Source organism: Microbacterium sp. NPDC078428 (genome assembly GCF_044542535.1).
Taxonomy (GTDB): domain Bacteria; phylum Actinomycetota; class Actinomycetes; order Actinomycetales; family Microbacteriaceae; genus Microbacterium; species Microbacterium limosum.
In genome coordinates, this window is record NZ_JBITUP010000002.1 from 84,631 (window position 1) to 107,826 (window position 23,196).

Below are 23,196 nucleotides of genomic sequence, written 5' to 3' on the forward strand. Positions count from 1 at the left end.
CGCTCAGGCGGGCAGCAGCCGCGCGCCCGGCACGGGCCCGTGGGCGTGGAACGCGTCGCGCCCCAGCGCGGCGAGCGCGACGCGCACGTCGAGGGCCGCCTCCGGGTCCTCGCACAGGAACGCTACGGTGGGTCCGGACCCCGACACGATCCCGGCGAGCGCACCCGCCGACTCCCCCAGCTCGAGCACCTCTGACAGCTCGGGACGCAGGTTCAGCGCCGCGGCCTGCAGGTCGTTGCGCAGGCACGCGGCCAGCCGTACGGGGTCGCCGGCGCGCAGGGCGTGCAGGACGTCGGGGTCGACGAGCGGCTGCGTCGGCGCGGGAGCGATGTCGGTGCGCCGGCGCTCGCGGTGCGCGTCGAGCTCGGTGTAGACGTCGGGCGTTGACAGGCCGTCGGCATCCGTCGCGAAGACCCACTCGAACCGGCCCCGCGCGAGGGCGGCGCTGAGCTCGTCCCCGCGTCCCGTGCCCACGGCCGTGCCGCCGTGCAGCGAGAACGGCACGTCCGCGCCCAGGCGGGCGGCCAGCTGGTGCAGCTGCGCGTTCGTCAGCTCGGTCCCCCACAGCGCGTCGCACGCGACGAGCGCCGCCGCGGCATCCGCCGACCCGCCCCCCATGCCGCCCGCGACCGGCACGCCCTTACGCACATGCAGGTGCACGCCGCCGGCCTGTCCCGTCTTGCGGGCGAGCAGGCGCGCGGCGCGCAGGGCCAGGTTCCGGTCGTCGAGCGGAACACCGCTCGTGTCGACCGACCCGGTCACCTCGATGGTGAAGTCGTCGGATGCCGTGGCCCACACGTCCTCGTACAGCGAGACCGCCTGGAATGCCGTCGCCAGCTCGTGATAGCCGTCGGGCATCACGGCGCCCACCTCGAGGAAGAGGTTGACCTTGCCCGGGGCGCGCACGCGCACGCGGTCGGCGTCGGACGCGGGGATCACTTCTCGGACGACTCCGCCCAGAGGTTGACGTCGATCCCGTCCGACAGCGCATCGATCCGCTCGATCTCCTCGGTGTCGAACGCGGGCCCGGCGAGTGCACCGAGGTTCTCATCGAGCTGCGAGGGCCGGGACGCCCCGATCAGCGCCGATGCGACGACGCCGTCGCGCAGCACCCACTGCAGCGCCATCTGCGCGAGGCTCTGCCCGCGTTCCTTCGCGATGGCATCGAGCGCCCGCAGCGTCGAGCGCCCCTGCTCCGACAGCGGTCGCTCGGGAAGCGACGCGCGCTTCTGCGCACGCTCGGCGGGGCCGTCGCCGAGGTACTTGTCGGTGAGCAGCCCCTGCGCGAGCGGAGTGAACGCGATCGCGCCCATGCCCTCCTGGCGCAGCACGCCGGTCAGCCCGTCCTCGATCCAGCGGTTCAGGATCGAGTAGGAGGGCTGGTGGATGACGAGGGGAGTCCCGAGCGAGCGGGCCACCGCCGCGGCGGCCGCCGTGCGCTCGGCGCTGTACGACGAGATGCCCACGTAGAGCGCCTTGCCCTGCCGCACGAGCGTGTCGAGCGCCCCGACGGTCTCCTCGATCGGCGTGTCGGCGTCGACGCGATGCGAATAGAAGATGTCGACGTAGTCCAGGCCCATACGGGTCAGCGATGCCTCGGCGCTCGCGAGGAGGTACTTGCGCGAGCCGTGGTCCCCGTAGGGGCCGTGCCACATGTCGTAGCCGGCCTTCGAGGAGATGATGAGCTCGTCGCGGTAGGGGGCGAGATCCTCCCGCATTATGCGGCCGAAGTTCGTCTCGGCGGAGCCGTAGGGCGGGCCGTAGTTGTTCGCCAGGTCGAAGTGCGTGATGCCCGAGTCGAAGGCGTGGCGCAGCAGCGCGCGCTGGTCGTCGAACGGGATGTTGTCGCCGAAGTTCCACCACAACCCCAGCGAGATGGGGGGAAGCTTCAGCCCGCTCGTGCCGACCCGCCGGTAGTCGGCCAGGTCGTATCGGTCGGGGGCGGCGGTGTAGGGGCGGTGCAGGTCGCCCCCGCGCGAATAGAAGGAAGGCGTCTCGGTCACCGCTCCAGGCTAGCGACCCGGCGCCGCGCGGGCGATGCGCAGATACTCCTCGACCCCCAGCTGCTCGCCGCGCACGGTCGGGGCGATCCCCGCCGACTCGAGGACGGCGGATGCCTCGGCGGCCGAGCCCCCGAGCACCCCCGCGAGCGCCTGCCGGAGCATCTTGCGGCGCTGCTGGAACGCCGCGTCGACGATCGCGAACGTGCGACGGCGCTCCTCCTCGGTGCCCCGGCCGGTCCCGTCGCGCTCGAACGCGACCAGCACGGAGTCGACCCCCGGCACGGGCCAGAACACCTGCCGGGCCACGGTGCCGGCGAGCCGCCACGGGCCGTACCAGGCGGCCTTGACGCTCGGGGCGCCGTAGGTCTTCGAGCCCGGCGGTGCGGCGAGCCGCTCCCCCACCTCCGCCTGCACCATCACGACGCCGCGGCCCAGCCGCGGGAATGTCTCGAGGAAGTGCAGCAGCACGGGGACCGAGACGTTGTAGGGCAGGTTCGCCACGAGCACGCCGGGGTCTCCGGGAAGCTCCCGCACCGCGAGGGCATCGGCATCCACGACGGTGAGCGCCCCCTCGGGCACGCCGTGCGCGGCCGCCGTCGCGGGCAGCCGCGCCGCCAGCCGCGAGTCGATCTCGACGGCGGTGACGGTTGCCCCCGCCTCGAGGACCGCGAGGGTCAGCGACCCCAGGCCCGGGCCGACCTCGACGACCCGGTCGCCGGGTCGCACGCGCGCGAGGTGCACGATCTTGCGCACGGTGTTGGCGTCGACGACGAAGTTCTGCCCGAGCTTCTTGGTCGGCGTGACCCCGAGCTCGGACGCGAGAGCGCGGATCTCGGCCGCGCCGAGCAGGTGCACCGACACCTGTCAACTCTACGGCCCCGCCCGACGGGGTGAGGGTAGGGTGACGCACGTGAGCAGAACCGGCACCATCCCCACGGCAGCGTTCTCGATGAAGAGCCCTCTCGGCCGGCGCGCCGTGGCCCTGTCGATCTCCGCCGCCGTCGGCGGTTTCCTCTTCGGCTTCGACTCCTCCGTCATCAACGGCGCGGTCGACTCGATCGAGAACCAGTTCGGCCTGAACGACGTCGTGACGGGCTTCGTCGTCGCCGTCGCCCTCCTCGGCTGCGCCCTCGGCGCGGTGCTCGCGGGCGTTCTCAGCGACCGCTGGGGTCGCCTGCGGGTCATGATGATCGGCGCCGCGCTGTTCTTCGTCAGCGCGATCGGATCGGGCCTCGCGTTCAGCGCGGCGGACCTGACGGTGTGGCGCTTCATCGGCGGCCTCGGCATCGGCATCGCCTCGGTCGTCGCGCCCGCCTACATCGCCGAGATCGCGCCGCGGCAGATCCGCGGCACGCTCGGCTCGCTGCAGCAGCTCGCGATCACCCTCGGGATCTTCGGTGCGCTGCTCTCGAACGCCCTCCTGGCCGGGATCGCGGGCGGATCGTCGTCGCAGCTGTGGCTCGGGCTCGAGGCGTGGCGCTGGATGCTGCTCGTGGAGGCCGTCCCCGCCGTCGTCTACGGCGTTCTCGCGTTCACGATGCCCGAGTCCCCGCGTTTCCTCATCGCGAAGGGACGCTACGACGAGGCCCGGGAGATCTTCGCCCGGCTCGTGCCGAAGGCCGACCTCGACCAGACGATGCGCGAGCTCGAGCAACGCATCGCCGAAGACCGCAAGTCCAAGGGCGTCTCGCTCAGGGGCCCCCGCTTCGGACTGCAGCCGATCGTGTGGGTCGGCATCATCCTGTCGGTGTTCCAGCAGTTCGTCGGCATCAACGTGATCTTCTACTACTCCACGACGCTCTGGCGGGCCGTCGGGTTCACGGAGTCGAACTCCCTTCTGATCAGCGTCATCACGTCCGTCACGAACGTCCTCGTCACGATCGTCGCCATCGCCCTGGTCGACCGCGTCGGCCGCAAGCCGATCCTGCTCACCGGCTCGGTCATGATGACGGCCTCGCTCGGCACGATGGCCCTCGCGTTCGCCTTCGCCGAGACGGTCGACGGCGAGGTCTCGCTGCCGGGCGCCTGGGGCCCGATCGCGCTCGTCGCGGCCAACATCTTCGTCATCGGCTTCGGCGCCTCGTGGGGCCCCCTCGTGTGGGTGCTGCTGGGCGAGATCTTCCCGAGCCGCATCCGCGGGAAGGCGCTCGGTGTCGCCGCCGGGGCGCAGTGGATCGCGAACTTCCTCATCACGGTCAGCTTCCCGGCGATGTCGGGCTGGTCGCTCCCGGTCACCTACGCGATGTACGCCGTCTTCGCGGCGCTGTCGTTCGTCTACGTGCTGACGAAGATCCCCGAGACCAAGGGGATGGAGCTCGAGCAGACCGAGACGCTCTTCACGACGAAGCCCAAGGCATCCGCCGCCCGCTGAGCCCCGTGGGCGCTCGCCCGTACCGCATCTCGATCGCCCCCGCTGAGCGTCACGGATGCTCACCTGTCGCATATCGATCTCCGCGCGCCGACGGCGGAGCGGTTCGTGACAGGCGAGCCCGACCGATGGAGCGGTTCGTGACAGGCGAGCCCGACCGACGGAGCGGTTCGTGACAGGCGAGCGCGGGCGCGCGGGCGGGGTCAGCCGTCGAAGGGGCCGTAGACCTCGAGGGTGTTCGCCGCGATCTGCGCGCACAGCGCGTCGACGTCGGCCCCCAGTTCCTCGGCGATGAAGCGCACCGTGACGGGGATCAGGTAGGGCGCGTTCGGTCGCCCGCGATGGGGCGTGGGCGTGAGGAACGGGGCATCCGTCTCGACGAGGATTCTCTCGCGCGGGATCACCGCGAGGGCGTCGCGCAGGTTCTGCGCGTTCTTGAACGTGACGTTGCCCGCGAACGAGAGCCAGTACCCGCGATCGGCGGCGATGCGCGCCATGTCGGCGTCACCCGAGAAGCAGTGGAAGACCGTGCGCTCGGGGGCACCGACCCTCTCGAGCGTCTCGAGGACGGCATCGTGGGCGTCGCGGTCGTGGATCTGCATCGCGATGCCGTGCTTCTTCGCCAGCGCGATGTGCGCCTCGAAGCTCTCGAACTGCGCGGGCAGGCCGGCCTCCCCGGTGCGGAAGAAGTCCAGGCCCGTCTCCCCGATCGCGCGCACGCGGGGCTGCGCCGCGAGCTCGTCGATCACGGCGATGGCCTCGTCGAGCCGGCCGGCCTCGGCGTACGCCGGGGCCTCGTTCGGATGGATGGCGACCGCCGCCAGCACGCGCGGGTGGGATGCCGCGGCCCACGCCGACCACCGGCTCGACTCGATGTCGCCGCCCGCCTGCACGACGCCGATCACCCCGACGGCGGACGCGCGCTCGAGCTGCTCGTCGAGCGAGAGCCCCTCGGCGTCCTCCCCCGCCGACGGCCCGTCCGCGATCTCGAGGTGCGCGTGATTGTCGTACACCGGCACGGCGAGCGGCTCGGGCGCGTCGGGGTAGGTCACATCGCGCGCCCCTTTCTCGCGCTGGCGCACGTACTGCGAGGGGTCGCTCACGGGCGTCCTCCCTCGCCGCGAACGGTCGCGACGCGCCGCGGGCCGCGGCATCCGCGCGGCGTGTCGCGACCGTTCGGCAGCACGCCGGGGATCATTCGGGCTGCTCGACGCGGGGGAACAGGGGCGCGAGCGGCTGCGTCTGCGCGGCGGGGGGGAGCATGCCCCAGGCCCCGGCCTCGCGGATCGGCTGCTCCTCGAGCGCGCCCAGCTCCTGCTCGGCGCCGAGCGACGCCCACAGCTTCCGGGTCGAGACCGGCATCACCGGCGACAGCAGCACCGCGAGGGCGCGCAGGCCCTCGGCGCAGGTGTAGAGCACGGTGCCCAGGCGCGGGCGGGATGCCTCGTCCTTCGCCAGCGCCCACGGCTCGTTCTCGGTGATGTAGCCGTTGAGGGCGTCGACGATCGTCCAGATCGCCTCGATCGCCTCGTCGATGCGGAACCGCTCGACCGCGGCGTCGGCGGTGGCCGCGGCATCCGCCACGATCCGCTGGATCGCCAGGTCGGCGTCGGTGTAGTCCGCCGGCTCGGGCACGGCCCCGCCGAAGTACTTGCCGATCATCGCCACCGTGCGGGAGGCGAGGTTGCCGAAGCCATTGGCGAGCTCGGCCTGGTAGCGGGCCGAGAGGTCCTCCCAGGAGAAGGACCCGTCCTGCCCGAACGCGATCGCCGACAGGAAGTAGAACCGGTACGCGTCGGAGCCGAACACGTCGGTGATCTCGGTCGGGGCGATGCCCGTGAGCTTCGACTTCGACATCTTCTCGCCGCCCACGAGCAGCCAGCCGTGGGCGAAGACGCCCCGGGGAACGTCGACGCCCGCCGCCATGAGCATGGCGGGCCAGATGACGGCGTGGAAGCGGAGGATGTCCTTTCCGACGACGTGGTAGGCCGGCCACCGGCGTTCGAACGTCTCGGGGTCGGCGCCGTAGCCCACGGCCGTGGCGTAGTTCAGCAGCGCGTCGACCCATACGTAGATGACGTGCGAGGCATCCCACGGCACCTTGATGCCCCAGTCGAACGTCGAGCGCGAGATCGAGAGGTCCTTCAGCCCCGAGCGCACGAACGACATGACCTCGTTGCGCGCCGACTCGGGTCGGATGAAGTCGGGCTGCGAGCGGTAGAGGGCCAGGAGCGGCTCGGCGAACTCGCTGAGCTTGAAGAAGTAGTTCTTCTCCTGCAGCAGCTCGAGGGGCTTGGAGTGGATGGCGCAGACCTTGAGGCCCTCGAAGGGTCCGGAGCCGTCGACGATCTCGGACTCGGGCTTGAACTCCTCGCAGCCGACGCAGTACAGCGCCTCGTACTCGCCGGCGTAGATGTAGCCGCGGTCGTAGATCGCCTGCAGGAAGGTCTGCACGCGCGTCTCGTGGCGCTCCTGCGTCGTGCGGATGAAGTCGTCGTTGGCGATGTCGAGGGTCTCGAGCAGCGGAAACCACGACTCGGTGACGAGCTTGTCGACCCACTCCTGCGGGGTGGCGTTGTTCGCCGACGCCGCGCGGATCATCTTCTGGCCGTGCTCGTCCGTGCCCGTGAGCATCCAGGTGTCATCGCCCGCCTGGCGGTGCCAGCGCGCGAGCGCGTCGACCGCCACCGTCGTGTACCCGTGCCCGATGTGGGGCACATCGCTCGGGTAGTAGATCGGGGTGGTGATGTAGAACGAACCGCGGGAAGTCACCCGTCGATTCTAGGCGGGGCGGATGCCGCGGCCCGGCGGTGTGACGGCGGCGCCCGGCCGGTGCCGGGTCAGCGCGCGGCGAGCGCGGCCTGGTACAGGTCGCGGGAGGAATGCTCCGTCGCGCTCGCGACCGCGGCGCACGCGGCCTTCAGGCGTTCGCCTGCCGACGCGCGCTCGAGCACCTGCGACACGGCGTCCTCGAGCGGCACGCGACGGGCGGCCGCGCCCGCCACGACGATGACGCACTCGCCGCGCACGCCCGGAGCCGCCCACTCGGCCAGCTCGGCGAGGGTTCCGCGGGCGACCTCCTCGTGCAGCTTCGTGAGCTCGCGGCACACGGCCGCGCGCCGGTCGGCGCCGAACGCCGCGGCCATCGCCTCCAGCGTGGCGGCCACACGGGCGGGCGCCTCGAAGAAGACCATCGTGCGCGGCTCGGCCGCGAGCGCCGCGAACGCCGTGCGTCGCTCGCCGGGCTTGCGCGGCGCGAAGCCCTCGAACGCGAACCGGTCGGTCGGCAGTCCGGAGAGGGCGAGCGCAGTGGGCACCGCGCTCGGGCCGGGGATGACCGTCACGTCCACGCCCTGCGCGATGGCTTCGGCGACGAGGCCGTACCCGGGGTCGGAGACCGTCGGCATCCCCGCATCGGAGAGCATGAGAACGTCCTCGTCGCGCGCGAGGGCGACGACCTCGGCCGCACGCTCCTTCTCGTTGTGGTCGTGCAGCGCGATCAACCGCGGACGGTTCTGGATGCCGAGGCCCGCGAGCAGCCGCACCGTCGTGCGCGTGTCCTCGGTCGCGACGATCCGCACGGAGCCGAGCGTCTCGACGAGCCGGCGCGAGGCGTCCCCGAGGTTTCCGATCGGGGTCGCCGCGAGGATGAGCACCACGCCAGCCTATGCTGGCGGGGTGCAGCCCGCCCCCGACGCCCTCGCGGACGATACCGCGGTGCCGGAGCGACGGGTCACCCCCGTCGAGCGCGTGCGCGAGCGGATGCGGACGCGGCCCCGCATCGGGCGCCTGTGGCGCTGGCTGGGCCCGGCGCTCGTCGTGCTGCTGGCGGGCGTGCTGCGGCTGTGGAACCTCGCGCATCCCCACGCCCTCGTCTTCGACGAGACCTATTACGCCAAGGATGCCTGGACGCTCCTGCACCTCGGATACGAGGGCTCCTGGCCGGCCGACCCCGACGCGGCGTTCCTCGCCGGCGACGTGTTCTCGTTCCTGCCCGAGGGCAGCTTCGTCGTCCATCCCCCGCTCGGGAAGTGGCTCATCGCCCTCGGCCTCGGAGCCTTCGGGGCGGACTCCGCGTGGGGCTGGCGCATCGCCATCGCGCTCGCGGCCACGGCGACCGTGCTCGTCGTCATCCTCATCGGCCGGCGCCTGACGGGCTCGACGCTGTGGGGCTGCGTCGCGGGCTTCCTCCTCGCGATCGACGGGCTCGGAATCGTGCTCGGCCGCATCGCGCTCCTGGACGGCCTCCTCGCGCTTCTCGTCGCGCTCGCCTTCCTCTTCCTCCTGATCGACCGCGACCGCATGCAGACGCGCATCGCCTGGACGGCGGGCGCGCGGGGCGCCGGCGGGATGCCGGTGTCGACGGGACCCGTGATGTGGGCGCGACCGTGGCTGGTGGCCGCCGGCGCGACGCTCGGTGCGGCCGCCGCCGTGAAGTGGTCGGGGGTCTACGTCCTCGCCGCGGCGGGAATCTACGTCGTCGTCTCGGACGCCCTCGCCCGGCGGCACGCCGGAATCGACGGCTGGGCCAGCGACGCCGCCGTGCGGCAGGGTCCGGTCAGCTTCCTCCTGCTCGTGCCCGTCGCCGCGGCGCCCTACCTCGCCAGCTGGAGCGGATGGCTCCTCACCGGCGGCGGATACGACCGCGACTCGGCGGAGAACCCGCTCGTCGCGCTCTGGAACTACCACGAGGCGATCTACCGCTTCCACGTGGGCCTCACGGTCGAGCACTCCTACGCCTCGCCGGCGTGGCAGTGGCCCCTGCTCCTGCGACCGACGTCGATGTTCTGGGAGAAGGTCGAGCGGGGCACGGAGGGCTGCGACATGTCGGGCGGCTGCGTGCAGGCGATCTCCTCGGTCCCGAACCCGCTCATCTGGTACGCCGGGATGGCGGCGATCGTCTTCCTCGCGATCCGCCTCGCGTGGCCCGGCGGCGGGCGCGTGCGCGACTGGCGCGCGGGGTTCGTGCTCGCCGGGGTCGCCGCCACCTATGTGCCGTGGCTCCTGTACCCCGAGCGGACGATCTTCCAGTTCTACACGGTCGTGATGATGCCCTTCGTCGTGCTCGCGCTCATGCTCGCGCTGCAGCGCCTCGCCGGCCGGCCGGATGCCGCCCCCGAGCGGCGCGCGGGGGGTCAGGGCGTCGTCGCGGTCGTGCTCGCGGTCGCCGTGCTGCTGACGGTGTTCTGGTACCCCGTGTGGACGGCGACGGAGGTCCCCTACGACTTCTGGCGCCTCCACAACTGGATGATCAGCTGGATCTGACCCGCTCCCGGGGAAGGTCCGCCGGGTGCGACGTGGGCAGCCGGCAGACGAACGCGCGACAGTCGTAGGCGACGGGGGCCGCGGCGGCCGTCTTGCCCTCGAAGAGCGAGAACCCCGCCGCGGCGAGGCCGGCCGCGGCATCCGGCGTCACGATCGCGACGACGTCGGCGTCTACCCTGCGCGCGGCGCCCACGAGCGGCGCGGCGGGTTCGGCGGTCACGACGACGAGCTGGCGCGGCTCGTCGGCCAGCACCGCGGCCACGCGCAGCAGCTCGCCGTGCGCGAGGGGGCGCGCGAGCGCCTCGGGCGCGTGGGCGGCGACGATGCGCTCGGCGCGCCGGCGGTACTCCTCGGGGGCGCCGAGGAGCCACAGGTCGAGGCAGGCGGCGGCGATCGCGGAGAGCCCGGAGGGCTGATCTCCGTCGGTCGCCTCGGCGGCCACCGTCATGGCGCCTTCGCGCAACACGGGATCGCCTCCCCCGGGCACGGCGGGCCGACCGTCCGGCGCTTCCGCGAAGCACGCGTCCACGAGCTCTCGCGCCGCGGCGGCGTGCTCGGGCGCGCCGCCGGCGACGGCGAGCGCGACGAGCCCGCGCGCGAGCTGGCCGTAGTCGGCGAGGGTCGCCGCGGCCGCAGAGGGCGTGCCCTCGAGCGAGGCGCGCACGAGCGCGCCGATGCCGCCACCCGCGTCCGGCGCGCGGTTGTCGCGGAGCACGGTGCGCGCCGCATCCTCGGCGGCGGCGATCCAGTGCGGCTCGCCCCACCGCGCCCCGGCGCGCGCGAGCGCCCCGATCGCGAGCCCGTTCCAGCCGGTGACGACCTTCCCGTCGACGGCGGGCGGCTCGAGCCCGGTGCGACCCGCGGCATCCCGCGCGTAGTAGCCGCCCTCGTCGCGGCGACCGTCGATGATCGACTCCGAGTCCTGCGCGGCGCCGAACCCTCCCGAGGGGCGGCGCAGCACCTCGAGCAGGAACGACGCGATCCCCGCCGCGGTGGCGTGGTCGCCCAGCGCCGTCGCGGCATCCAGCAGCAGGGCGTTGTCGGTGAGCATCCGCTCGTAGTGCGGCACGCCCCAGTCCCGCCGCGTCGCGTAGCGGAAGAACCCGCCCTCGACGGGGTCGCGCAGCTCGGAGCCGGCCATCGCGTTCATCGCCCGGGCTGCGGCGGCCGATTCGGCGGGGGCGGCCGCCCGCACGAGCGGCGTGAGCAGGAAGCCCAGCGCCGTGGCGACGGGGAACTTGGGGGTGTTCGGCGCGGGGCGCGGTGCGTTCACGAAGCCGCCGTGGTCGGGGTCCTCCTGCGCCGCGAGGGAGCGGGCGGCCGCGATGAGGGCGCCCGCCGAGGGCACGGAGCCTTCCTTCTCGGCCGCGTCGCCGCGGCGGGCGAGCGACGCCGTGATGGCGGATGCCGTGGCATCCACCTCGTCGCGCCGGTTCGTCCAGGCCTCCCGTGCGGCGCGCAGCACGTCGCGGAACGCCGGGAGGGGCGGCCTCGGCCCGGGCGGATAGTAGGTGCCCGCGTAGAAGGGCACGCCCTCCGGCGTCGTGAACACCGTCAGCGGCCAGCCCAGGTGCGGCGTGAAGGCCGAGGCGGCCGCCATGTAGGAGGCGTCCACCTCGGGGTGCTCCTCGCGGTCGACCTTGATCGCGACGAAGCCCTCGGCGAGGTCGGCCGCCGTCTCGGGGTCGGCGAAGGACTCCCGCGCCATGACGTGGCACCAGTGGCAGGTCGAGTATCCGATCGATACCAGCACGGGGACATCGCGCCGGCGCGCCTCGTCGAACGCCTCCCTCCCCCACGGGAACCAGTCGACGGGGTTGCCCGCGTGCTGGCGCAGGTACGGGCTCTGGACGTGTTCGAGGCGTGAGGCCATCGCTTCACGCTACGCCCCCTCGCGGGGCGCGGCGCGGGGGTTGCGGAGACGAGGAGATCTGCCGAAGGGAGGAGATCTGCCGAGGCGAGGAGCCCCGGGCCGGATCGGGTCCTCTCCCGAGCAGATCTCCTCGCCTGGGCCGCGGTGCTCCGCAGGACGCCCGGGGCACGGGCGCCCCGCGGAGCGGGGGGTCAGTTGAGCTCGTCGGGGTGCGGGCCGACACGGCCCGAGCCGTCGCCCGGGTCGAGGGCATCGATCGCCGCCATCTGCGCGTCGCTGAGCGCGAACCCGAACAGGTCGAGGTTCTCGCGCAGGCGCTCGGTGCGCACCGACTTCGGGAAGACGACGTTGCCCTTCTGGATGTGCCAGCGCAGCACGACCTGAGCCGGCGTCTTCCCGTGCGCCGCGGCGGCGTCGGCCACGGCGGCCTCGGAGAAGAGGTCGTACTTGCCCTGCCCGAGCGGGCCCCACGCCTCGATGATCGAGCCGTTGGCCTTCGCCCATGCCACCGTCTCGCGCTGCTGGTGGGCGGGGTGCAGCTCGATCTGATCGACCGCCGGCACCTCGCCGGTCTCGGCCACGATGCGCTCGAGGTGCGGGACGAGGAAGTTCGAGACGCCGATGGAGCGGGTCTTGCCGGCATCGCGGATCCGGATCAGCGCCCGCCACGCCTCGACGAAGTTGTCGCGCGCGGGGGTCGGCCAGTGCACGAGGTAGAGGTCCGCGTGGTCGAGGCCGAGCCTTGCGAGGCTCTCGTCGATCGCCTTGTGGGGCTCGTCGCCCTCATGACGGTCGTTCCAGAGCTTGGTCGTGATGAAGAGCTCCTCGCGCGGGATGCCGGAGGCCGCGATCGCGGCGCCGACGCCCTCCTCGTTGCCGTAGATCGCCGCCGTGTCGATGTGGCGGTAGCCGAGCGAGAGGGCCTCGCCGACCGCGCGGGCGGTGTCGTCGGCGGGGACCTTGAACACGCCGTAGCCGAGCTGGGGGATGTCGTGGCCGGAATTCAGTCGCAGAGCGGGAATCGTCATGTCCCCAGCCTAGGAACGCGGCAGCGGCAGCGGGTCGTGCAGCCCATAGACGTGCAGCGCTCCCGACCCGCCGGCGAAGAACGTGTCGAGCGTCGCGCGGGGCGGCACGGCGATGACCGAGACGACATCGCCCGGCAGCCGGTCGAGCACGGCGACCGTCGAGCTCGGCGACTTCGCGTCGGCGCCCGACGCCGCGCGGCTCACGCGCGCGAGCTGCGTGTGGGCGCGATAGCGCGGGTTCGCCGGCGCGACGTAGTTGCCCCACGCGCACAGCACTCCCGCGACGGATCCGGCGCCCACGGGCCGCACGTCGTCGGCGAGGGCGTGCTGGCCGTCGACGTTGAAGACGTAGCCGCCGGATGCCGCGGCGATCGCGTCGGCGCGCAGCGACGCCCCGCACGAGGGGACGAGCTGCAGTTCGAGGCCCTCGCCCGCGTCGCGGGGCCAGCGGTTGCGGGGCAGGCCGCGCCGCAACCGCCCGTCGGCGTGGTCGAGGCAGATCTCCACCCCCACGTCCACGGGGCATTCCGAGCCGGGATCCAGCCGCACGATCGCGTGCGCATCGCCGGCGCGGCGCTTGAGGTCTCCGCCGGAGAGGTCGACGAACGCGTGCGCGACCATCTGCTCCGTCACGACGTCGTCGCGGCCCGTCGTGTCCCAGAGCACGAAGTCCTCGCCGGAGTCGAGGGACTTCTCGGTCGTGACGAGGCGCTCGGGGAAGGCGCCGGTGGGCGTTCCCAGCGCCGCGCCGCCCAGCACGAGCGCGCGGTTGCGCACCTGCACGACGGGGTGCGCATGACCCCACTGCAGGTAGTCCTCGACGATCTCGAAGATCTTCGCCTGGTCCTCCCCCGAGGCCTGCCGGTAGCGCCGCGCGAGATCGGCGACGACGCCGTTGCGCACGAGGGTCGTGGCGCGGGCGAAGATCTCCCGCGGGTCGTCGGCCTCGGCCGAGACCGCCGTGCCGAAGACGAACAGCCAATCGGCGTACTCGTCGGCGGGGAACTCCTCGGCGAGCCGCTCGATGAGCCCGTCGACGGGGTCGGGCTCCCCCGCGGCGTAGAGATAGGGCCCCTGCGGTCCGTGCCAGAAGAACTCGGGCGCCACGAAGACGTTGAGCACCCCCGACTCCTCGGCCGGCAGGGCATCGCGCGCGGCGCGCACGGCGGCCCGCAGGACGCCGAGCCTGCCGGCGATGTCGGCCGCGGCATCCGGCAGACCCAGGTAGGTGCCGCCGACCGAGCCGCCCCCCGACGGGGAGCCCAGCGGGGCGACCTGGGCGGGGCCGGTCGGGATCGCGAAGCCGACGAAGCGGACGCGCTGCCAGCCCGGGTGCACCATGGCCCTCAGCCTAGGGGCGGCGGGGCGCTCTACGATGGAAGGCCATGTCCGCGCCCGCCCTGCAGATCTCCTACCCGCCGGAGCTGCCCGTCAGCGGCGCGCGGGAGGAGATCGCCGCGGCGATCCGCGACAACCAGGTCGTCATCGTCGCCGGCGCGACCGGTTCGGGCAAGACGACGCAGCTGCCGAAGATCTGCCTCGAGCTCGGCCGCGAGAGCATCGCGCACACGCAGCCGCGGCGCATCGCCGCGCGGACGATCGCCGAACGAGTGGCCGAGGAGCTGCACGTCGAGCTCGGCACGACCGTCGGCTACAAGGTGCGCTTCACCGACACGGTGGGCGCCGACACGCGCGTCGCGCTGATGACCGACGGCATCCTGCTCAACGAGATCCACCGCGACCGGCTGCTGCGCCGCTACGACACGATCATCGTCGACGAGGCCCACGAGCGCAGCCTCAACGTCGACTTCCTGCTCGGCTACCTGCGCCGCATCCTCCCGGATCGCCCCGACCTCAAGGTCGTCATCACGTCCGCGACGATCGACCCGCAGAGCTTCGCCGAGCACTTCGCGGATGCCGCGGGGCGACCCGCGCCCATCATCGAGGTCTCGGGCCGCACCTACCCCGTCGAGATCCGCCACCGCCCGCTCCTGGCCGACGACGAGGTGCCGGCCTACGACGTCGACGGCGACGAGATCGCCGGCGTCGTGGCCGCCCTGCAGGAACTCGACCGCGAGCCCCGCGGGGACGTGCTCGTCTTCCTCCCGGGCGAGGCGGAGATCCGCGACGCCGCCGACGCCGTGCGAGCGGCCTACAGCGGCGCGGCATCCCCCACCGAGGTGCTGCCGCTGTTCGGGCGCCTGAGCGCCGCCGAGCAGCACCGCGTGTTCGAGCGGTCGACGGTCGCGGGCGTGCGGCGCCGCGTCGTGCTCGCCACCAACGTCGCCGAGACGAGCCTCACGGTTCCGGGCATCAAGTACGTCGTCGACACCGGCACGGCGCGCATCTCCCGCTACAGCAACCGCGCCAAGGTTCAGCGGCTCCCCATCGAGCCGGTGTCCCAGGCCTCCGCCCAGCAGCGCTCGGGGCGCGCCGGCCGCACGAGCGACGGCATCGCGATCCGCCTCTACGGCGAGGAGGACTTCGCGGGGCGCCCCGAGTTCACCGAGCCCGAGATCCTGCGCACGAGCCTCGCCTCCGTCATCCTGCAGATGCTCGCGCTGGGCTTCGGCGACATCCAGGCGTTCCCCTTCCTCACGCCGCCGGACTCGCGGGGCGTGCGCGCGGCGCTCGACCTGCTCGTCGAGCTCGGTGCGGTCACGGTGCGCGCCGGGGCGGAGCCCCGGCTGACCAAGACGGGGCGCGAGATCGCGCGGATGCCGATCGACCCCCGATTCGCGCGGATGCTGATCGAGGCGCAGCGCCAGGGCACGACCGACGCGATGCTCGCGATCGTCGCGGGCCTGTCGATCCAGGACGTGCGCGAGCGCCCCGAGGCGGAGCGGGAGCAGGCCGACCGGCTGCACGCGCGGTTCACCGACCCCACGAGCGACTTCCTCAGCCTGCTGAACCTGTGGAACCACCTGCGCACGCGGGCGTCCGAGCTCGGCTCGAGCGCGTTCCGGCGGCTGTGCCGCGCGGAGCACCTCAACTACGTGCGCGTGCGCGAGTGGTTCGACGTGCACCGCCAGCTGCGCACCCTCGTGCGCCACCCGGGCGGGCGCGGTGGCTCCGAGCGGGCGCCGCGCGAGGAGACCACGACCGCCGACCCCGACGCGATCCACCGCGCGATCCTCTCGGGGCTGCTCTCCCACATCGGCGTGCTCGACGCGCGCGCTCTCGCGAAGGCCTCGAACGAGCGCCGCGACCGGCGCCCCGCGCCCGCCGAGTACCTCGGCGCCCGCGGCATCCGCTTCGCCGTCTTCCCCGGGTCGGGGCTGAAGAAGAAGCGCCCGCAGGCGGTCATGGCCGCCGAGCTCGTGGAGACCTCGCGCCTGTTCGCGCGCACCGTGGCCGCGATCGACCCGGCGTGGGCCGAGCCGCTCGCGGGCGACCTCGCGGGGCGTCAGGTGAGCGAGCCGCACTGGTCCAAGGATGCCGGCGCCGCCGTCGCGTTCGAGAAGGTGACCCTCTTCGGCGTCGAGATCATCCCCCGGAGGCGGATCCAATACGCACGGATCGACCGCGACGGCGCGCGAGAGCTCTTCGTGCGGCACGCGCTCGTCGAGGGCGAGTGGGATCCGTCCGTGCTCGACAAGCGGCTCTCGGCGTTCGTGCGCGCGAACCACGAGCTGCGCCGGCGGCTCGAGAAGCTCGAGGAGCGGGAGCGTCGCCGCGACATCCTCGTCGGGGACGAGGCGGTGTTCGCCTTCTACGACGCGCGCGTGCCGCGGGACGTCTTCGACGTGCGCTCGTTCGAGCGCTGGTGGCGGGAGCAGCAGTCCCGCACCCCCCACCTGCTCACCATGCGCCAGAGCGACCTCGCCCCCGAGGAGGCGCGGGCGGACGCCCGCGACTTCCCCACCCGGTGGGTGCAGGGCGACCAGACGCTGACGCTCGCGTACCGCTTCGAGCCGGGCGCCGACGACGACGGGGTCAACGTCGTCGTCCCGCTTCCGCTGCTGCAGGGACTGCGCCCCGAGGGGTTCGACTGGCAGGTGCCGGGCATGCGCGCCGAGCTGATCGCCGCCATGCTGCGCGCCCTCCCCAAGGCGATCCGGCGCAACGTCGTGCCGGCCGCCGACTGGGCCGCGCGCTTCGGCGACGAGCTCGCCGGGTCGGGCCCCGAGTCGCACGAGGGGCTGCCGCCGTCCGCGATGGTCGACGCGCTCGCCCGCCTCGTGCAGCGAGCGGCGGGCCAGCCGGCGACGGCGGCCGACTTCGAGCTCGAACGCGTGCCCGCCCACCTGCGCATGGCGTTCCGCGTCGTCGACGGGCGCGGGCGCACGGTCGGCGCGGGGCGAGACCTCGCAGAGCTGCAGTCTCGCCTGGCGGGCCGGGCCCGCGAGAGCGTCGCGGCGCGCATCACCGGCGCCGGAGCCGCCCCCGCCGCGCGCGTCGCCGGCGCCCCGGGGCCGGGTGCGGAGACGTCGGGAGCCGTCGTCGCCCTCCGCGAGCGCACGGGGATCACATCGTGGGACCTCGGCGACCTGCCCGAGGTGATCGACACGAGAGTCGCCGGCGGCGTCGTGCGCGGATACCCGACGCTCGTCGACGAGGGCGCCTCCGTCGCGCTGCGGGTCGAGAGCACGCCCGAGGCCGCCGCGCGCGAGCTGCGGCGCGGCATCCGTCGTCTCATGCTGCTGGCCGTTCCCTCCCCCGTGTCCTACGTGCAGGAGCACCTCACCGCCAACGAGAAGCTCGCCCTCGCCGCCTCCCCCTACCCCTCGGTCAAGGCGCTCATCGAGGACTGCCGCGCCGCCGTCGCCGACGAGGTGATCGAGGGGGCCGCGCACGGGGGCCTGGTGCGGGATGCCGCCGCCTTCGCCGCAGTGCAGGGCGCCTTCTCCGCCGCGGTCGTCGAGCGGCTGTTCCAGACCGTCTCGCTCACGGCCCGCATCCTCACGCTGCTGCGCGACGCCGAACGCGAGGTGCGCTCGGCGAACTCCCTCACGCTCCTGCCGGCCCTGAACGACGTGCGCGGACAGCTCGCGGGGCTCGTCTTCCCGGGATTCGTGCTGCGCACCGGCACGGCACGGCTCGCCCACCTGCCGCGGTACCTCGAGGGGGCGCTCGCGCGCCTGCGCGGCCTCGCCGACAACGCCGGCCGCGACCGGCAGCGCCAGAGCGAGATGGAGCGCGCCCTCGCGGCGTACGCCGAGGCCGGCGGCACGCTCCCCCCGGCGCCGGATGCCGCGGCATCCCTCGTGCGCACGCGCTGGCTGCTCGAGGAGCTGCGCGTGAGCCTGTTCGCGCAGCAGCTGGGAACCTCCGAGCCCGTCTCGCTCCCGCGCATCGCGAAAGCCCTGCGCGGCGGATAACGTGAAGGCATGGCACACGCGATCACGTACTCCTCCCACGGCGGCCCCGAGGTCCTCCAGCTGACCGAGGTGCCGGCGCCCCAGCCCGGGCCCCGGCAGCTCGTCGTGCGCGTCGAGGCGGCGGGGGTCAACCCGATCGATGCGAAGCTGCGCTCGGGGCGCCGGGCCTCCTCCCCCCTGGGCGCGCCGCGCCGCATCGGGCGCGACGGCGCGGGGGTCGTCACCGCCGTCGGCGCCGAGGTCTCCGGGTTCGCCGTCGGCGAGGCCGTGGTGTTCCGTGACACGAGCGGGTCGTACGCGAGCGAGGTCGTCGTGGAGGCGGCCCACGCCGTGCCGCGCCCGCCGCGCGTCTCGGCCGCGGAGGGCGCCGGCATCGGCATCCCGGTCGGCACCGCGTATCAGTGCCTGCGCTCGCTCGCGGTGCGCGCCGGCGACACGCTGCTCGTGCACGCCGGATCCGGCGCGGTCGGGCAGGCCGCCATCCAGTACGCCGCGCTGTGGGGCGCCCGTGTCGTGGCAACCGCGAGCGAGCGCCGCTTCGATCGGGTGCGGGGGCTCGGTGCCACGCCGGTCGCCTACGGCCCCGGCCTCATCGAGCGCGTGCGCGAGGCGGCGCCGGAGGGCGTCACCGTGGCACTGGATGCCGCGGGCACCGACGAGGCGATCGAGGCCTCGCTCGAGCTCGTCGCCGACCACGCCCGCATCGCCACGATCGTTCGCGGCGCGGACGCCGCGGGCTTCGGCATCCGCGCGTTCTCGGGCGGCTCGCCCGAACCGCTCACCGATGTCGAGCTGGGCTGGCGTGCCGAGGCCCTGCCGGTGACGGTCGCCCTGCTGGCGGCGGGGGCGTTCTCGATCGAGGCGGGCCCCTCGCTTCCGCTGTCCGACGCCGCCGAGGCCCACCGCCTCCTCGAGGAGGGCGTCGACGGCAAGATCGTCCTGACGCCCTGACGCGCCCCGCCGCGCCTCGTCGCCGACGCTCGTGACACACGGCGACACACGCATTGCCGCTCGGCGGCGGGTCCGTGTGACGATGTGGGCATGAGCGATACCCGTGATCCCGCGCGCCCGGATGCCGCGGCATCCGCCTTCGCGACCCTTCAGGTGCAGGCCGGCTACACGCCGGGAACGGCGCAGAACACGGCCGTACCGCCCATCTACCAGTCCAACGCCTACGAGTTCCCCTCGCTCGCCCACGCGCGCGACGTCTTCGCGCTGCGCACCCTCGGCAACGTCTACAGCCGCACCTCCAACCCGACGCAGCTCGTGCTGGAGGAGAGGATCGCCCGGCTCGAGGGCGGCCGATCCGCCGTCGCGGTGGCGTCCGGGCAGGCGGCCTCCGCGGGCGCCGTCCTCGCGCTCGCCTCGCAGGGGCACCACGTCGTCGCGGCGCGGCAGCTGTACGGCGGCACCGTCGACCTCCTCGCGGACTCGCTCGCCGACCTCGGCATCGACGTGACGTTCGTCGACCAGGACGATCTGGACGGGTGGCGCGCGGCCGCCCGTCCGGAGACCCGCGCGTTCTTCGCCGAGTCGATCACCAATCCGCTGGCCACGGTGCTCGACGTGCGCGCGGTCGCCGACATCGCGCACGAGGCGGGCGTGCCGCTCGTGATCGACAACACGGTGGCGACGCCCTTCCTGCTGCGCCCCGGCGATCACGGCGCCGACCTCGTCGTCCACTCCGTGACGAAGTACCTCGGTGGGCACGGCACCGCCCTGGGCGGCGTGGTCGTCGACATGGGGCGCTTCGACTTCGGCGCCGATCCGCAGCGCTGGCCCCAGTTCACGCATCCCTCCCCGCGGTTCGGCGACCAGGTGCTGTGGGAGCGGTTCGGCCCGACCGGTCAGGCGCTCACGGTGTACCTGCGTTCGAAGTACGTGCACGACTTCGGGCCGACCCTCTCCGCGTGGAGCGCTTTCCAGCTCCTCCAGGGGATCGAGACGCTCGATCTGCGCATGCGCCGCCACAGCGACACGGCCCTCGAGGTGGCGCGGTTCCTGGCGCAGCGCCCCGAGGTCGCCCGCGTGCACCACCCCGGGCTCGAGGGGAGCCCATGGCACGCCGCCGCGCAGCGCTACCTGCCGCGGGGCACATCCGCCGTGTTCGCGTTCGACCTCGTCGCGACCGAGGACCCCGCCGCCGACGACGCCCGCCTCGAGCGGGTGATCGACGCCCTGCGGGTCGTGCGCCTGGCCGCGAACATCGGGGATGCGCGCAGCATGGTCTCGCACCCGGCATCCATGACGCACGGTCACATGAGCGCGCAGCAGCTCGCTCAGGCGGGCATCTCCCCCACGACGATCCGGCTCTCCATCGGCCTCGAGGATCCGGCCGACCTCATCGCCGACCTGGCCCACGCGCTCGACGCCGCCTGACGCCGCCGCGCGGAACGCCCCCGTTCGCACCGCTCACCCCGTGATGCGGGGCGCGTGACGCGAACGGAGGCGTTCTGCGGCGGGACGCCGGGGTCAGCCGGCCGAACGGCGCTTGTTGTAGACGTCGAAGGCGACGGCCAGCAGCAGCACGAGGCCCTTGACGGCCTGCTGCCACTCGATACCGATGCCCATGATCGACATGCCGTTGTTGAGCACGCCGATGATGAGACCACCGATGATCGCACCGCCGATCGTGCCGACGCCGCCCTGCACGGCCGCGCCGCCGATGAACGCCGCCGAGATCGCCTCGAGCTCGAAGCCGTCTCCGGCCTTGGGGCCCGCAAGGTTCAGGCGCGCCGTGAAGATGAGGCCCGCGAGCGCCGCGAGGAAGCCCATGTTCACGAACAGCCAGAAATCCACCCGGCGGGTCTTGATGCCCGACAGCTCCGCCGCGTGACGGTTCCCGCCGATCGCGTAGATGTGACGGCCGAACACCGTGCGGTTCATCACGACGCCGTACACGAGCACGAGCACCGCGAGGATGATGAGCGTGACGGGGATCCCCTTGTAGGTGGCCAGCGAGTACGCGAAGAACGCGATGGCGGCCGAGATCAGCACGAGCTTGGCGGCGAACCACACCATGGGCTCGACGTCCTGGCCGTACTTCTGGCGGCCGCGGCGGGTGCGCAGCTGCTGCGTCACGATGAGCACGATCGCGAGCACCCCGACGCCGAGCGTCATCAGGTCGGGGTCGCTCTCACCGAACAGGCCCACGACGAAGCCGTTGCCGAGCGCTCGGTATTCGGCGGGGAACGAGCCGATGTTGGCGTTTCCGAGGACGACGAGCGCGAGACCGCGGAAGATGAGCATGCCCGCCAGGGTCACGATGAAGGCGGGGATGCCGACGAAGGCGATCCAGAAGCCCTGCCACGCCCCGACGAGGGCGCCGATCCCGAGGGAGAGAACGACCGCGAGCCACCAAGGCAGACCCCAGTTGACCGCGAAGACACCCGAGCACGCGCCGACGAAGGCCGCGACCGAGCCGACCGAGAGGTCGATGTGCCCGGCGATGATGACCATCACCATACCGATGGCCAGCACGAGGATGTACCCATTCTGCACGACGAGGTTGGAGATGTTCTGCGGCCGCAGCAGGATGCCCTCGGTCAGGATCGCGAACAGCACGATCACCGCGAGCAGCGCGAGGAAGATGCCGTTCTTGCCGAGGTCGGACAGGACGTGGCTCAGCCACGACGTGAACCGGTTCTCGGTGGGGTTGATGGTCGCACCGACCGCGGTGGACTCGGTGGAGGGAGGGGTGTTGGTGGGATTGGACATTGTCACTCCTGTGTGCGCCGCGCTCAGCGCGGCTTCTCCATGGTCATGAGTTTGAGGACCGACTCGGGCGTCGCCTCGGCGATGGGCAGCTCGCCCGTGATGCGTCCCTCCGAGAGCGCGTACACGCGGTCGGAGATGCCGAGCAGCTCGGGCAGCTCCGACGAGATGACGATGATGCCCTTGCCGGATGCCGCGAGGCGATTGATGATCGTGTAGATCTCGTACTTCGCTCCCACGTCGATGCCGCGCGTGGGCTCGTCGAGGATCAGCACGTCGGGGTCGGAGTAGATCCACTTCGACAGCACGACCTTCTGCTGGTTGCCGCCGGAGAGCTTTCCGGTCTTGACCAGCACGGAGGGTGCCTTGATGTTGAGGTCGCGCCGGTACTCGTTCGCGACCTTGTACTCCTCGTTGTCGTTGACCAGGCCCGCCGATTCGAGCTTGCGCAGCGCCGCCATCGAGACGTTGCGCTTGATGTCCTCGATGAGGTTCAGGCCGTACGTCTTGCGATCCTCGGTCGCGTACGCCAGCCCGTTCGCGATGGCCTCCGACACCGTCCGCGTCTTGATCTCCTTGCCGCGCAGGAAGACCCGGCCGGAGATCTTCGATCCGTAGCTCTGCCCGAACAGGCTCATGGCGAACTCCGTGCGCCCCGCCCCCATGAGCCCCGCGATGCCGACGATCTCGCCCGCCTTGACGGTGATGGAGACCTTGTCCACCATGACTCGGCCGCCGTCCTGCGGGTGGTACGCGGTCCAGTCCTCCACGCGCAGCAGCTCCTCGCCGATGTCGGGCGTGTGGTCGGGGTAGCGGTGCTCGAGGTCGCGGCCGACCATGTCGCGGATGATGCGGTCCTCGGTGACCTCGCCCTTGGCGATCGTCTCGATCGTCTTGCCGTCCCGGATGACGGTCACCGAGTCGGCGACCTTCTTGATCTCGTTCAGCTTGTGGCTGATGATGATCGACGTGATCCCCTGACCCTTCAGGTGCAGGATGAGATCGAGCAGGTGGTCGGAGTCCTCGTCGTTGAGCGCCGCCGTGGGCTCGTCGAGGATGAGGATCTTCACGCGCTTGGACAGCGCCTTGGCGATCTCCACGAGCTGCTGCTTGCCCACGCCGATGTTCTTGATCGCCGTCGTGGGGTTCTCGCGCAGTCCGACGCGGGCGAGCAGCTTGGCGGCCTCGAAGTTCGTCTTGTTCCAGTCGATCAGCCCGAGCGGGCCGCGCACCTCGTTGTTGAGGAAGATGTTCTCGGCGATCGAGAGGTGCGGGCTCAGCGCCAGCTCCTGGTGGATGATCACGATGCCCTTGGCCTCGCTGTCGCTGAGGCTGCGGAATTCCACCGCCTCCCCCTCGAGGACGATGTCGCCCGCGTACGTCCCGTGCGGGTAGACGCCCGAGAGCACCTTCATGAGGGTCGACTTCCCGGCGCCGTTCTCGCCGCAGATCGCGTGCACCTCGCCGGGCTGCACCGACAGGGTGACGTTCGAGAGCGCCTTGACGCCCGGGAAGGTCTTCGTGATCCCCCGCATCTCGAGGATGGGCTGGGGCATGGGTTCCTCCTTGCGTGAGAGAGGACCGGTCGGCCGGACGGGGTGGCCCCCCGCCCGGCCGACCCGTC

Annotated in this window: 16 protein-coding genes; 5 read left to right on the plus strand and 11 right to left on the minus strand. The window is 72.6% G+C overall.

Annotated features, from left to right (window positions below; genetic code table 11):
- Positions 1-3 precede the first annotated feature (3 nt).
- The 3 genes from ACIGCK_RS04510 to rsmA are packed head-to-tail and all read right to left on the minus strand — an operon-like array spanning position 4 to position 2,864.
- Positions 4-939 carry a 4-(cytidine 5'-diphospho)-2-C-methyl-D-erythritol kinase gene (locus ACIGCK_RS04510; protein ID WP_396664149.1) on the minus strand — a complete coding sequence of 312 codons (936 nt, stop codon included), beginning with the start codon at positions 937-939 and terminating at the stop codon, positions 4-6.
- Positions 936-2,003, minus strand: a complete 1,068-nt coding sequence (gene mgrA / locus ACIGCK_RS04515; RefSeq protein WP_396664151.1) for an L-glyceraldehyde 3-phosphate reductase — start codon at positions 2,001-2,003, stop codon at positions 936-938. Before mgrA ends, ACIGCK_RS04510 begins: the two co-directional genes overlap by 4 nt.
- A 9-nt stretch (positions 2,004-2,012) precedes the next feature.
- Complete coding sequence (gene rsmA / locus ACIGCK_RS04520; RefSeq protein WP_396664153.1) at positions 2,013-2,864, minus strand: 16S rRNA (adenine(1518)-N(6)/adenine(1519)-N(6))-dimethyltransferase RsmA; 852 nt, start codon at positions 2,862-2,864, stop codon at positions 2,013-2,015.
- Positions 2,865-2,952: 88 nt separating this feature from the next.
- Between rsmA and ACIGCK_RS04525 the strand changes: the two genes are divergently transcribed.
- Positions 2,953-4,374, plus strand: coding sequence for a sugar porter family MFS transporter (locus ACIGCK_RS04525; RefSeq protein ID WP_330172045.1), 1,422 nt, complete (start codon positions 2,953-2,955; stop codon positions 4,372-4,374).
- A 200-nt stretch (positions 4,375-4,574) separates the two neighbouring features.
- On the opposite strand, the gene ACIGCK_RS04530 is transcribed toward ACIGCK_RS04525, so the two are convergent.
- The 3 genes from ACIGCK_RS04530 to rsmI form a co-directional block, all read right to left on the minus strand.
- Entirely contained in the window at positions 4,575-5,525 is a 951-nt protein-coding gene (locus ACIGCK_RS04530; RefSeq protein WP_396664155.1) for a TatD family hydrolase, read from the minus strand.
- Positions 5,526-5,565: 40 nt separating this feature from the next.
- Complete coding sequence (gene metG, locus ACIGCK_RS04535) at positions 5,566-7,143, minus strand: methionine--tRNA ligase (RefSeq protein ID WP_396664157.1); 1,578 nt, start codon at positions 7,141-7,143, stop codon at positions 5,566-5,568.
- Between the two features lie 68 nt (positions 7,144-7,211).
- Positions 7,212-8,027, minus strand: a complete 816-nt coding sequence (gene rsmI / locus ACIGCK_RS04540) for a 16S rRNA (cytidine(1402)-2'-O)-methyltransferase (RefSeq protein WP_396664159.1) — start codon at positions 8,025-8,027, stop codon at positions 7,212-7,214.
- Positions 8,028-8,049: 22 nt separating this feature from the next.
- Between rsmI and ACIGCK_RS04545 the strand changes: the two genes are divergently transcribed.
- Complete coding sequence (locus ACIGCK_RS04545; RefSeq protein WP_396664161.1) at positions 8,050-9,636, plus strand: dolichyl-phosphate-mannose--protein mannosyltransferase; 1,587 nt, start codon at positions 8,050-8,052, stop codon at positions 9,634-9,636.
- Here ACIGCK_RS04545 and ACIGCK_RS04550 read toward each other — a convergent pair.
- The 3 genes from ACIGCK_RS04550 to ACIGCK_RS04560 form a co-directional block, all read right to left on the minus strand.
- Positions 9,623-11,509 (minus strand): thioredoxin domain-containing protein, encoded by a 1,887-nt coding sequence (locus tag ACIGCK_RS04550; RefSeq protein WP_396664163.1) that lies wholly within the window; start codon positions 11,507-11,509, stop codon positions 9,623-9,625. The two genes, ACIGCK_RS04545 and ACIGCK_RS04550, sit on opposite strands and share 14 nt — an antisense overlap.
- A gap of 191 nt (positions 11,510-11,700) precedes the next feature.
- Positions 11,701-12,537 carry an aldo/keto reductase gene (locus ACIGCK_RS04555; RefSeq protein WP_396664165.1) on the minus strand — a complete coding sequence of 279 codons (837 nt, stop codon included), beginning with the start codon at positions 12,535-12,537 and terminating at the stop codon, positions 11,701-11,703.
- A gap of 9 nt (positions 12,538-12,546) precedes the next feature.
- Entirely contained in the window at positions 12,547-13,878 is a 1,332-nt protein-coding gene (locus ACIGCK_RS04560) for a hypothetical protein (RefSeq protein ID WP_396664167.1), read from the minus strand.
- Between the two features lie 44 nt (positions 13,879-13,922).
- Between ACIGCK_RS04560 and hrpA the strand changes: the two genes are divergently transcribed.
- The 3 genes from hrpA to ACIGCK_RS04575 all read left to right on the plus strand — a co-directional run bounded on the left by hrpA (position 13,923) and on the right by ACIGCK_RS04575 (position 20,237).
- Entirely contained in the window at positions 13,923-17,858 is a 3,936-nt protein-coding gene (hrpA, locus tag ACIGCK_RS04565) for an ATP-dependent RNA helicase HrpA (protein WP_396664169.1), read from the plus strand.
- Positions 17,859-17,867: 9 nt separating this feature from the next.
- Positions 17,868-18,809, plus strand: a complete 942-nt coding sequence (locus tag ACIGCK_RS04570; protein WP_396664171.1) for a zinc-binding alcohol dehydrogenase family protein — start codon at positions 17,868-17,870, stop codon at positions 18,807-18,809.
- A gap of 90 nt (positions 18,810-18,899) precedes the next feature.
- Positions 18,900-20,237, plus strand: a complete 1,338-nt coding sequence (locus ACIGCK_RS04575; protein ID WP_396664173.1) for an O-acetylhomoserine aminocarboxypropyltransferase/cysteine synthase family protein — start codon at positions 18,900-18,902, stop codon at positions 20,235-20,237.
- Positions 20,238-20,330: 93 nt separating this feature from the next.
- Here the strand turns inward: ACIGCK_RS04575 and mmsB are convergent, their stop codons facing one another.
- Positions 20,331-21,575: a multiple monosaccharide ABC transporter permease gene (gene mmsB, locus ACIGCK_RS04580; RefSeq protein ID WP_396664175.1), complete on the minus strand. Its 1,245-nt coding sequence runs from the start codon at positions 21,573-21,575 to the stop codon at positions 20,331-20,333.
- Positions 21,576-21,598: 23 nt separating this feature from the next.
- Positions 21,599-23,128, minus strand: a complete 1,530-nt coding sequence (gene mmsA / locus ACIGCK_RS04585; RefSeq protein ID WP_396664176.1) for a multiple monosaccharide ABC transporter ATP-binding protein — start codon at positions 23,126-23,128, stop codon at positions 21,599-21,601.
- Positions 23,129-23,196 lie beyond the last annotated feature (68 nt).